Here is an 11,787-nt window from a genome sequence, read left to right on the forward strand (position 1 = left end):
TACTCAAGCTGATGACGCGAAGTCAATTAAATTTTTGCGCGCGTAAAAAATAATAAACACGGGTGCGAAAACAACAGCTTAGGCAGAGTCTCTCATGACCAGCCGCCCTTCAAATGTCGTCTCTGTTCGATCGGAGAGGCGTTCTTCGTTCTCTAGCATACCGAACAATTCATCCACGGCTCGATTCGCAATGGCTTCGTAATCTTGCGCGATCGTCGTCAGCGGGGGGCAGGTAAATCTGGAAAACGGGTGATCATCATGACCGGCAATCCGAAGGTCGCAACCAGCGCCATGCCCCACTTGCAAGCCCAGACCATATGCCGCCGAAAGCATGCCGATCGCCAAACGGTCGTTGCTGCACAGGATTGTGTTGGTGTTAAACGCCTTGGACGAAAGCAACCGTCCGCCTTCGATGCAGCCGATCTCCTCGAAGTCCCAACCGTCGCCGTCAGCCTGAAATATTCGAGGCTCGAAGCCATGTCGTTCCATACTGTCAACATAGGCTTGGTGGCGTTTGTTGGCATTGGGCTTCGTTGGGGATTTCATCTCGAAGAAGCAGGGCGCCTCACCGCTTCGACAAAGGTATTCAACGATGAGACCAACGCTTTGTGAATTGTCTGTCCCTACGAAAGCCTGACCGATATCGCTCATATTGGCGTCAAACAGAACGAGCGGGAAATCTTCGTCAAAGGCTTGAACGGCATCCTTGTCCGACATCCTTCCAAACGGTGCGAGCAGCACCCCCGCCGGTTTAAGAGACCTCAGAGAATGCAGGTTTTCCCGCTCCATGTCCGGGCTGCCGTGCGAGCTGAGCAGGATTGGGCTATAACCCGCCTTTATACAGGCCAACTCGACGCGGCGTCCGATCTCGGAAAAAAATGGGTCAGCGAGATTTGGAACCACGATACCAATGTTTTTGGTCGTGCGCCTGTTCTGGTTCATCGCAAACACGTTGGGCTGGTAATCATACTTCTTGAGAGCGGCCTCAATTTTCGCCCGGGTTGAGGTGCGCACGCTGTCAGGATCATTGAAATATTTGGACACGGTCGGGCGGGAAATGCCGCTTATCGACGCGAATTCTTCCATATTGCGAATTTTTAGTTGACCCATTTTAACACCTGAAGCCTATGAACGCGACGCGCGATAAATATTAAGATAAGTGCGCCCTCGGCAAAACGTCAAGAAAATATGTCGATTTCGTAAATTCTAAACTTTGACGAGGAGGTGCCACCAACAGAAACGATACGCGCCCGGCCCGCGCAACAGTGAGGCGCGCCGGGCGGGATGGCCCTTGGTGTCTTGCCCCCACGTTCAAGCATCGCGGCCTATGTGTTGGCGCCGGGCTAGACCACGCAACTCATCGCGGCGAAATTGAACAACAATACATCTTTGACCACTTCGAACAGATCGTGGATGTTGAGCATCTTTCCGCAGAGTGCTCTTCAAAAGCGAATATGTCGCATGTCCGCTTTACAGGCGAACGAAAACCACCGCCGCCGGTCGGTCGACGGCGGTGATCTGGGATGTGTTGAATTGATTTTCCATCAACGCATCCTTGCAACACAAGATCAGCACCGGAAACCGTCGTTACGATGCCCCAAAGGTCAGTCAAGTGGTGCCGTGCTTTATCATATCGGCGGCTTTCTCGGCGATCATCACGACGGGTGATGCGGTGTTGCCGGATACGATCCTGGGCATGATGGACGCGTCAACCACCCTTAATCCTTGCAGGCCGTGGACTCGCAAATCAGCCCCTACCACTGCGGCAGGATCGTTGCCCATCTTACAGGTTCCGACGGGGTGAAAAATGGTCGTGGCGATCTCACCGGCTTTTTGCAGAAGGGCGGCATCGTCCTGGTGAGCGGGGCCGGGCAGGATTTCTTCGGGGTGATAGTCCTTGAGTGACGCGGCCGACATGATGCTGCGTGCCTGCCGTATGGAACTAACCGCCACCCGCTTGTCGTTCTCTGCGGAAAGATAGTTCAGCCGGATATCCGGTTGTATCGTCAGATCTTTCGACTGAGCGTGGCAGTTCCCGATACTCTCAGGCCTCAGGTTGCAGACCGACACGGTAATCGCCGGAAAAGGATGCAACGGGTCGCCAAGCCGGTCGGTTGACAACGGCTGAACATGATATTCCAGATCTGGAGTGTCCAGTGAGGGATCGGATCTGGTGAACATGCCAAACTGGCTGGGCGCCATCGAAAGGGGCCCGCTTTGGGTCAGCATGTATTGCAGCCCCATGCGGGCTTTGCCCCAGAAAGAATTGGTCATCGTGTTCAGGGTTTTTGCATTCTGCACTTTGAACACTGTACGAATTTGAAGGTGATCCTGAAGATTTTCGCCAACGCCCGGACTTTCATGGACCGGTGTGACGCCCAAATCGGAGATCCTGTCCGGCTGACCGATCCCTGACAGTTCGAGTGTCTTGGGCGAGTTGATCGCGCCCGCCGCCAGCACAATTTCGGCCGTGCAACGTGCCTCGAATGGTTTGCCCTTCCACTGAAAACGGACGCCCTTGGCGACTTTGCCGTCAAGGATCAAGTGTTGGGTATGCGCCCGCGTCAGAACCCGAAGGTTGGCACGACCCATGGCAGGGCGAAGAAACCCCGTGGCCGTGCTCCACCGGACGCCATTTTTCTGGTTCACCTCGAAAAAGCCCGAGCCTTCATTGTTGCCGTCATTGAAATCATCGCGTGGCTGGATCCCGAACTCTTTCGCAGCGTCCTGAATGGCAGATAGAATATCCCACCGCAGCCTCTGCTTCGAAACTTTCCATTCGCCGCCTGCGCCGTGCAGGTCTGTATGACCGCCATGGTGGTCTTCTGATTTCAGGAAATAAGGCAGGACATCGTCCCACCCCCAACCGATATTTCCCAATTGCCGCCAGTTGTCATAGTCAGAAGACTGTCCGCGCATGTAGATCATGCCGTTCACTGAGGTGCAGCCGCCAAGAACCTTGCCACGCGGATACACCAGCGCGCGACCGTTCAAGCCCGGTTCAGGCGCGGTCTTCATCATCCAATCGGTGCGCGGATTGCCGATGCAATAGAGATACCCAACGGGAATCTTCACCCAATGGTAGTTGTCTCTGCCGCCGGCTTCCAACAACAGAACCCGTGTTCTAGGGTCTTCGCTCAGACGGTTGGCCAGAACACAGCCTGCGGTTCCAGCGCCAATGATGATGTAGTCAAAGTTGCCGTCCAGCGTTTCAACCTGCGTCATTCGGACCTCTCCCACAAACAGATATGTCTTCCCCATGACGGGTCACGGGCGCCCTTCGGGCCGGATTGTGTGCGGCTTACCCTCTCTGATGGTCCTACTGAACGCAATGTTATCCTGCTTTGTAATACAGGTCATGATTGGCTAAGCTTGATGCGTGGTTCGACCACTGATCAGCCAAGCAGATAGCGATAGGCTGTTCCAATAACCGCCACCACCGCCACACCCATCGCAATGTGGCGTGAGGTCACGACGCGTCGCTTGGGGGTGCCGCGCTCATATCGTGGGTCAAGCAGACGGGTATCGGCAAGGATCGCCCCGGCTCCTGTATCTTCTTTCAGATCGAGCGGCCGCAAGCCGCGCCCATCCAAGGCGTTCATTTCGTTCGCAGCGGCAAGGAGACTGCCGGACCTGGCGATGTTTTCTTTCAGGGTGTCCGGACTGCATCCCAAGTGCTCGGCCAAGAGACGATTGCGCAGCCCTGCAATGATCTCGCGGGTGTTGTCATTTCGCGCTTCTATGCTCAGGTCGCATTCGGTGTCGAACCCCATTGAGCGTCGGTCGATGTTGCTGGACCCCACGCGCAACACCCGATCATCGATCACGCACACTTTGGCATGGACATAGATCGGTTGAGCCGCAGCATTGACGGGCGATAGAATGCAGAACCGATTGTCATGATCGGCTTCCTGAAGCTCGTTGACCATGCGCGTTCTGGTGACATGCATGGCGTTGTCTTCAACAATATTTTCGGCCTGCACCGGGTTTATCACGATGATATCGGGTCCGGTTGGCTCTCGCAAACGTCGAAACAGCGCATCAGTGACGACGTCTGATGCAAAGTATTGACTCTCAATGTAAATCGACGATCGAGCGGACGCAATTCCATCCAAGACCATTTCTTCGATTTCGTTGATCAGGGGACGATCTTCGTCGGGTGGCTCGGTTCGCGAAATCGCCACAGGGACATCACGGCAACTGACGTCCAGCGAAGCGGGCCATATGTCGCGATCGGGCAAGTCAGGTGCCTCTAGCGCCTCTCCGGTTGCCCGCGACCATCGTATGCGGGCCAATTCTGCCAAATCGCGCGCGGCTGGGCCTGCCACGGCGGTTGTCACGTCATGCCAGGGGGCGGCGGGCGACCCATCGCGCAGCACACGCCGGGGATCATCGGGCGTGTGATCCGGCGTGTCCCAACGTGCATCGGTGACGTCGATGCCACCGCAAAAGGCCAGTCGGTCATCCACGACAACGATCTTTTGATGATGACATGCGCCGACAGGATGACGCCCGTCCAGTGCCAGTTTGATTCGATCCGGTCCAGCCATGTTCAGGCGCACCGCAGGCACCAGACGGCCCGGCGCGACCACTGCTGATCCGCTCCAGCGCAAGAGATAGATGTTAAGGTCTGGAGCACGCTCGATCACGGCCGCGATAAAATCGGCAACCTTGTTGGGATATCCGTCCGGAGCGTTACCATCTTCATTGCTTTCCCCTGGCAGCATTTCGATCTCCAGATCGAAATCCCAGCCGATCAGAAGCACTTGCCGCTCTGCCGTGATCAACGCCTCGCGCAATGCACGGAAATATGCGGCACCATCAATCACCAGTTCAAATTTCAGGGCCGTGTTGACCCTCCAGCAGTTTCGTCCCGGATTGAACAAACTGCTACGGTCAGGGTCTGCTTGATGATCTGGCATAGTTGACCAGTCTCCTTGCTTGGGCATGTTTCAAAGGCGTCACGCCAACAATTCATACGCGGGCCTTCAACGCCATCGGCCTGCAAAACGTTCCCCCGAGACGGACCGTTGTTCGGTGACGTTCAAGCCATCTGACACCAAACCCGCGCGGCATTTTGTTCAAAAAGTTTGGAACCAATGACGGTGTAGTGACGTTTTGAAATCAGGCGCGTGTGGCGCGGCACTATGTTGACAATACATGGAAGGTGGACATGAGAACACTTCATTCCCCATCGAAAGGGCAGGCGGGCAGACATCAAGATGCTCTGCACCCTGAGCAAAGCCTGACAAAAGCTTTGGAGATTTACCAAAGATTGCTGTCACACATGGATAATCGCCCCGTACAGGCGCGTGCCGAAACGATTTGCGCAATCTCGGACGGCTTGTCGCGGCTGGATGCCACGACGGCCCAGCATCAGAATCCAGCGTATCATGCGGACCGTGTGAGTGCTTGTCCGTCGTGATGCAGAGAAGCGTTTTCTAGATTGCCGGCTAACTCCACTTTCTTGACCTTAATCGAACGACGATCAAAGGAACTATCTGAAAATGCGTAATATTTATGATGCCATCGAGAACGATCACGACAATCACCGCGAGCTGCTGAACAAGATCAAGCAGAGCAGCGCACAAGACCGAGGCAGGCTTTGGCGCGTCTTCTATGAAGATGTGAAAAGCCACGCAGCTGCGGAAGAAGAAACCTTTTATTCGAAACTGATTTCAAAAACTTGGGGACAGGATGCAGCCCGACATTCGGTGCACGAGCATCAGCAGCTTGACGATATGATGGAAGAAATCAACGCCATGACACTGACGTCGGATCTGTGGATGAAGAAATTCGACCAACTGGCGCACGACGATGAGCACCACATGGATGAAGAAGAAAACGAAGTTTTTGAACGCGCAAAGGAAACCATAGATCAAGAAGAGATCGAAGGGTTTGGCGCCAAGTTTGAAGCGCGCAAGAAAAAAGAACGCGAACTGATCGACGACAAGCGCGAGGACAGCCTTGAGGATTAGACCCGCGCAGCGTTATTCGAGCACAGTGGCCGCTCTGACGCATCGCGCCTAAATCAACGTATCTTTGACCAGAAAAGGAAAGCCCCATGAGGAAACTGCAAAAAGGAACCTGGGTCTTGATCGCGGATGGCGAGAAAGCGCTGTTTCTTGTCAATGAAGGCAGCGCGCTGCACCCTAAATTGCAGGTGCTGCGGAAGGAAGAACAGGACAATCCAGCGATCCGTGAACAGGCCGCCAATCGGCGCGGGCGGGTGCACCAAAGCGCCAATCAGGGAAAATCGGCCTATGAAGACACCGATTGGCACCAACTGGGCAAAGAACGCTTCGCTCAGGATCTCGCCGAACATCTATATCGCAAGGCCCATAAGGACCAGTTTTCGCATCTGGTCATATGTGCAGCACCGGACATATTGGCGGTTTTGCGTGATGAAATCCATCAAGAGGTCCGCAGACGCGTGATCGCCGAGGTGCCGAAAACGCTGACAAATCATCCGCTTGACGAGGTTGCGAAGATCATATGTGCCGATCTGGAAGCACAGTCCTGAACACACCGAAATCTGTTTTGGGAACCAATCGGTCAGCCAGGCGTTGGTTTGGCGAAAGCAGCCTTTCAGGCTGCATGGAAATGAAAGGAAAGCAGAATGGATTTCGTGTCTGGTATAGGTGGCCTGATTATTTTGATCCTCGACATCTGGGCAATTGTATCGGTGCTGCAATCAGGCGTGCCCGCATTGAACAAGGTGCTTTGGATTCTGTTGATTTTGGTCCTGCCACTGATCGGCTTTATCATCTGGTTCGTTGCAGGTCCGAAAGGCGCCTAAGCAGCGTTTGTCTTCCGTCCCCTCGTATCTGACAGGCGCCTTCGGGGCCGAACGCGGCGCGTTCCAAACGGGATGGAAGCCCCTATCACACAAGCAAAGAAGGAGGAGAGGATGGCCAAATCAACCACACCTGCCAAATCGACCGCGAAGAAAAAGCAAGCTGCCAAAAAGATCGACAAGGCCGTGGACGATACGACATCTGCGGTCAAAACCTCGGTCGAGGGTCTGAAATCGGGTGCCGAGGATATCGCAAGTTCGGCCCGCGATACCGCCGAAGCCACAGCCAACACGGTTGCAAACAGCGCATCGCGCGCGTCTGACACTTTGCGTGGAGCCGCCGCGTCCTTGCGCGACGGCTCGTTTCAGGAACGCAGCTTCGGGCAATTGGCTGCCAGTTTGGCGGATGCCTCGGACGCAATCCGCGACAAGGATCTGGGTCAGTTGTCGCGCGATGTATCAGATTTTGCGAAACGAAACCCGCTGTTGTTTGCCGGCGGGGCTGCGTTGGTCGGGTTCGCGATTGCGCGCATGATGACCAAACCAGGAGACAAGTCATGAGATCCGAACAATCAACTTTGTCGCTGATCTCGGATGTTCTGCGTCTCAGTTCAGGTCTGATCCAGAAAGAGATAGCGCTGGCCAAGGCCGAGCTTGGCGAAAACATCAACCGCGCAGGGGTGGCCATCGGCCTGTTGGTCGGTGCGGCGATCCTGGCGATGATCGCATTGAACTTGATTGCTGGCACGCTTGTTGCTGCTTTGACCTCTGCGGGCATTTCGGTCGTTTGGGCCACGCTGATCGTGGCCAGCTTCTTTGCCGTGATCGCGCTGATCATGGTTCTGAAAGCGCAAAGCGATTTGAAGATGGCCAGCCGCGCACCGTCGCGCACAGCTGCCCGCATTCGACGAGACGCAAACGCTTTGAAGGAGGCCGCACATGAAAAATGACATCGACCACATTCAAGATGGAATTGAAGCCGAACGCGCTGAGTTGGAGCAAAAGCTGTCGGCGCTGAACGACCATGTTTCCGTCGAAGCGCTGACCGCAGAAGCAGGACAGCACCTGCGTGCCGCAAGCGGCGATGTCGTCCAGAAACTGCTGGAGCGCTTTGGTCGGAACGCGCAGTCGCATCCACTGGCAGTCGCAGCCGTGGGCGCTGGTGTCAGCTGGCTTTTGTCCGGAGCCGGGGCAAAATCGTCAGATCCCGAACCGGTTATGCGTCGATCAATGGGTGCCTATAATGGCCCCAAGCCAGCCGAGGGCGACCCTGATCGCGACACGCCTGTCATGGTGGCGACGCATTCGACCAAGCGCCCGCCCGAAATGTTGGAACGGGTGCATGATCGCGCCAGTGACGCACTGGGCGCGGCACAAGACCAGTTGTCGGATCTTCGCCAACAGGCAAATGACATGCGCAGCCGCATTGCTGAAGGCACCGAAGAACTGTCCGCCGAGGCACGCGCACGCGTTATTGCCGCGCGCGAGAAGGCTTTGGAAGTCGCGCAAGCATCCGGTCGCAAAATGCGGTATGCCGGCCAAGCCGGAGCCGATTTTGCGAAGGACAACCCGTTGGTTGTTGGCGGAATCGCCCTTGCTTTGGGTGCAGCTGTTGCTGGTGCTCTCTATATGCGCCATTCGGCCCAGACTGATGACAACGCAGTCGCAGACGATAGTGACGCGTTTTCCGAGGCCGACCGCGTCTTTGAAGAAGAGCTTGCCCGCGCCCGCGCCGTGCAGAACACCGCCGCGCAGGGCATCCCCGACAGCTGATATCAGGAGACAATAGATGGCTCGAGGTCGCGACGCACGAACCCCAACCGACATCCCTGGTCAGGGATGGCTTGATATTGCGGCGCGGATCGCGCGTCGTTTCGGTCGCGATCGCATCAACCTGATTGCGGCCGGTGTGGCGTTCTTCGGGATTCTTGCCCTTTTTCCGGCCATCACCGCACTTCTGGCCGTCGGTGGGCTGGTTCTGGATCCCGGCCTGATCGTTTCTCAGATGGATCGTTTCCAAGGGGTGGTCCCGGCCGATGCCTTGTCGATCATTCGCGATCAGGCGACTTCGGTTGCGCAGGCAGACGGGTTGGAACTGACCTTGATCCTCAGTGTGGGGCTTGCGCTTTGGTCCAGTTCGCGCGGGGTGGCGACCCTGTGTGACGGGTTGAATATTGTTTATGCCGAGGATGAGAAGCGGGGTTTCTTCAAAAGAAACGCAACCTTTCTGGCGCTGACAGCCTTGTTGATGCTGGGCATCCTGCTGGCGATCATGGTGATCGTTGCGCTGCCTTTGTTGCTTGGGTTTCTGTCACTTGATCCGATCGCCGATCTGGCAACCCGGATCGGCACATGGGGTTTACTGATCCTAATGACGATCGCGGGTATTTCAGTGCTCTATCGCTTCGGACCCAGCCGCAAGGACGCGCGCTGGGCGTGGATCTCTCCGGGTGCTGTGCTTGCCTGCCTGTGCTGGATGGCCGCGTCCTTTGCGTTCACGGTCTACGTCTCGAATTTCGCCAGCTACAACGAAAGCTTCGGCGCAATCGCCGGGGTGATCATTTTGCTGATGTGGTTGTGGATTTCCGCGATGGTTGTGCTGGTCGGTGGTAAGGTGAACGCTGAGATGGAACACCAGACTCGCGTCGACACCACGACGGGGCCGGACAAGCCGATGGGCGAGCGCGGCGCGGTGATGGCCGATACACTTGGCCAGACGCGCGCGGACAGTGAAGGGGAATGAGGTGAGACAAAAACCGAACTGGGCGCAGATTGGCATCTTTCTGAGCCTTGCGCTGTTTGTTCTTGACTGGGCCAGCGATTTCCTGATCCCGATTGTGGCCGCCATACTGGGATTTCTGATCATGCGCCCGGTTGAACGCAGCATGTCCAAACTGGGTGTCCCCAGCGCCATCACAGCTTTTTTGATCTGCGCCGTGGCAGGCGCGGGGCTGACCTTTGCGGCCTGGAACTTCAGCCACCCGATTGCGCAGTTGGCAGAAGACTTGCCAAACATGATTAACGATCTGCGTCGAATGCCGAGTGCGGCGGCTGAGACGTTGGATAAACTGGGCGAAGCCGCGAAAGCAGCCGAGGACGCCGTTGCCAGCGCAAAGGACGAACCGGCAATGGCGGTGAAAGTGGTCGAAAGCACGAACTTTGTCAGCTCGTTGATCGCTTCCGCCCCGGTGGTGTTGGGGCAGATTGTCCTGACCATTGTGTTGATGTTCTTCCTGATTTCATCGGGGTCATCCTTCGTGCGTAAACTGGTGGAAAGCCTGCCCCGGTTCTCAGATAAACGTGCGGCGGTCGCGATGGTTCAACAGGTCGAGCAAAAGCTGGGCCAGTATCTGGGCGGCATCACCCTGATCAATCTTTGCCTTGGCATTGTCATCGGTGCCGCGATGGCGGCCTGGGGGCTGCCAAACCCCATCATGTTCGCAGTCATCGCGTTCTCACTGAACTTCATACCCTATATCGGCGCGGTGTTTGGTGCGCTTCTTGCATCAATCGTGGGTTTCAATGTCTACGATGACGCGTGGACGGCCATCCTGATCTTTGCAACCTATATGGCGTTGACGTCGATCGAAGGACAATTTGTTACGCCCCATGTGATTTCAAATCGACTTAAACTCAACCCGACCGTCGTGTTTGTGGCAGTGGCGTTTTTCGCGTGGATCTGGTCGGTGGTCGGGATGGTCATCGCGGTGCCGATCCTGATCACGGTGAAGGTGATCCTCGATCAGACGTCGTCGACCCGCTCGGTTGGCTTGTTTCTTGGCGGTGAGGGCGCCGGGGGCAACTATCTGCGCGGCGACGACCCTGACAGCTGAGCGCAAGTTGTCTACACATACTTCAAAAAAAGGCCCGCGAAGATGACACGGGCCTTTGTGTGGTGGTTATGGTGATCAACGAGGGAATTTCAGTCTTTATCTTCTTCAATACTCTGGTGCAGTGCGCCGCTGCTCGTTGTCTCGGGGTGCTTGTCGTCGTCAGCGGTTTCAGGGTCTTCAGATGATGTTGCGGACTTGTTCTGATGATCCTTGTCGCCTTTTTCACCAGGCTGATCCTTCAGATCATGATGTTGCTCGGACCCTTTCAGGTCGAGAGGTTTGTATGACGGTTTAATCTTGGCCATGTCTCAGTCCTTTGCGTTGTCGCCAACGGCGCTGGTCGATGCGGCTTGTCGTTGGCGTTTGTATATATTCAACGCACGACGGGCCAAATTGTTCCGCAGTCAGCTGTCCTCTGTGTTTTGCAGGTCAAACCGGCTGCGCAGCAATCCAACCATCGTCAGGATCAGAAAGGACAGCAGGGTGACAGTCGCGGCTTCGATCACAAATCCAAATCCGACGGCAAGACCGATGATGCCGACCACCCAGATCAGCGACCCGCTTCCCACACCACGCAATTTTCCGTTGCTCCTGTTGGACATGATCGCGCCAGCGCCCAGAAAACCGATGCCCCGACGATCCCGCTGACCACGCGTGACAGGTCGAAGGCGTCGCCCTTCGCGTCTGCTTCCGAGGCGATGTTCAGCGATACCATGCAGACCGCTGCCGCACCAAGACTGACCAGCACATAGGCGCGCATACCCAACGGTTTGTGTTTGAACTCGCGATCCAGACCCACGACCAGACCCAGCCCCATCGCGACCAGGCTGCGAACAACAAATGTTTCATAGTCGATCATCGAAATGTCCTTACTGGTCGTGCAACAATTGAAAAGGGCGCGGCCTGAACCGCGCCCTTAGCTTAAGCATTGATATGCGGTGATATCGCGGAAGGGGTCAGTCCGCCAACCACTTGTTGACCTCGTCGCGAGCTTCTTCTTTGGTCTTGCCGTATTTTTCTTGCAGCTTGCCCTCAAGCTGTTCGCGATTGCCGTCGATCTGGTCGATTTCGTCGTCGGTCAATTCGCCCCACTGTTCTTTCAACTGGCCTTTGATCTGCTTCCACTTACCTTGGATTTCGTCCCAATTCATGAGGTGC

14 protein-coding genes and 1 pseudogene are annotated in these 11,787 nt (G+C 55.9%); 9 read left to right on the forward strand and 6 right to left on the reverse strand.

Annotated features, from left to right (window positions below; all coding sequences use genetic code 11):
* Positions 1–78 precede the first annotated feature (78 nt).
* From AC13C8_RS10505 to AC13C8_RS10515, 3 genes are all read right to left on the reverse strand, one after another.
* On the reverse strand, positions 79–1,110 hold the full coding sequence (locus tag AC13C8_RS10505; protein WP_482847263.1) for a LacI family DNA-binding transcriptional regulator: 1,032 nt from the start codon (positions 1,108–1,110) through the stop codon (positions 79–81).
* 498 nt (positions 1,111–1,608) lie between these two features.
* Entirely contained in the window at positions 1,609–3,225 is a 1,617-nt protein-coding gene (locus AC13C8_RS10510) for a GMC family oxidoreductase (RefSeq protein WP_482847264.1), read from the reverse strand.
* Between the two features lie 170 nt (positions 3,226–3,395).
* Positions 3,396–4,922, reverse strand: a complete 1,527-nt coding sequence (locus AC13C8_RS10515; protein WP_482847265.1) for a phospholipase D-like domain-containing protein — start codon at positions 4,920–4,922, stop codon at positions 3,396–3,398.
* 365 nt (positions 4,923–5,287) lie between these two features.
* Here AC13C8_RS10515 and AC13C8_RS10520 point away from each other — a divergent pair, with 365 nt between their 5' ends.
* The 9 genes from AC13C8_RS10520 (at position 5,288) to AC13C8_RS10560 (ending at position 10,629) form a co-directional block, all read left to right on the forward strand.
* Positions 5,288–5,425, forward strand: coding sequence for a hypothetical protein (locus AC13C8_RS10520; protein WP_482847266.1), 138 nt, complete (start codon positions 5,288–5,290; stop codon positions 5,423–5,425).
* Between the two features lie 82 nt (positions 5,426–5,507).
* Positions 5,508–5,978: a hemerythrin domain-containing protein gene (locus AC13C8_RS10525; protein ID WP_482847267.1), complete on the forward strand. Its 471-nt coding sequence runs from the start codon at positions 5,508–5,510 to the stop codon at positions 5,976–5,978.
* Positions 5,979–6,064: 86 nt separating this feature from the next.
* The gene (locus tag AC13C8_RS10530) at positions 6,065–6,523 is read left to right on the forward strand and encodes a host attachment family protein (protein ID WP_091430817.1); all 459 of its coding nucleotides are present in this window, start codon (positions 6,065–6,067) and stop codon (positions 6,521–6,523) included.
* A gap of 96 nt (positions 6,524–6,619) precedes the next feature.
* A complete protein-coding gene (locus AC13C8_RS10535) occupies positions 6,620–6,799 on the forward strand; it encodes a PLDc N-terminal domain-containing protein (protein WP_091430816.1) in 180 nt (59 codons plus the stop codon).
* A gap of 111 nt (positions 6,800–6,910) precedes the next feature.
* Positions 6,911–7,357: a hypothetical protein gene (locus AC13C8_RS10540; protein ID WP_482847268.1), complete on the forward strand. Its 447-nt coding sequence runs from the start codon at positions 6,911–6,913 to the stop codon at positions 7,355–7,357.
* Entirely contained in the window at positions 7,354–7,746 is a 393-nt protein-coding gene (locus AC13C8_RS10545) for a phage holin family protein (RefSeq protein WP_091430814.1), read from the forward strand. The genes AC13C8_RS10540 and AC13C8_RS10545 overlap by 4 nt, the downstream gene beginning before the upstream one ends.
* Positions 7,736–8,569, forward strand: a complete 834-nt coding sequence (locus AC13C8_RS10550; RefSeq protein ID WP_482847269.1) for a DUF3618 domain-containing protein — start codon at positions 7,736–7,738, stop codon at positions 8,567–8,569. Before AC13C8_RS10545 ends, AC13C8_RS10550 begins: the two co-directional genes overlap by 11 nt.
* 16 nt (positions 8,570–8,585) lie before the next feature.
* Entirely contained in the window at positions 8,586–9,539 is a 954-nt protein-coding gene (locus AC13C8_RS10555; RefSeq protein WP_482847270.1) for a YihY/virulence factor BrkB family protein, read from the forward strand.
* A 1-nt stretch (position 9,540) separates the two neighbouring features.
* Positions 9,541–10,629, forward strand: coding sequence for an AI-2E family transporter (locus tag AC13C8_RS10560; RefSeq protein ID WP_482847271.1), 1,089 nt, complete (start codon positions 9,541–9,543; stop codon positions 10,627–10,629).
* Between the two features lie 89 nt (positions 10,630–10,718).
* Here AC13C8_RS10560 and AC13C8_RS10565 read toward each other — a convergent pair whose 3' ends face one another.
* From AC13C8_RS10565 to AC13C8_RS10575, 3 genes and pseudogenes are all read right to left on the reverse strand, one after another.
* Positions 10,719–10,934, reverse strand: a complete 216-nt coding sequence (locus tag AC13C8_RS10565) for a hypothetical protein (protein ID WP_091430806.1) — start codon at positions 10,932–10,934, stop codon at positions 10,719–10,721.
* Positions 10,935–11,033: 99 nt separating this feature from the next.
* Positions 11,034–11,488: pseudogene (locus AC13C8_RS10570) on the reverse strand (MgtC/SapB family protein).
* Positions 11,489–11,585: 97 nt separating this feature from the next.
* A complete protein-coding gene (locus AC13C8_RS10575) occupies positions 11,586–11,780 on the reverse strand; it encodes a CsbD family protein (protein ID WP_091430803.1) in 195 nt (64 codons plus the stop codon).
* Positions 11,781–11,787 lie beyond the last annotated feature (7 nt).

The sequence above is a fragment of the Aliiroseovarius sp. B-4 genome (genome assembly GCF_056857795.1).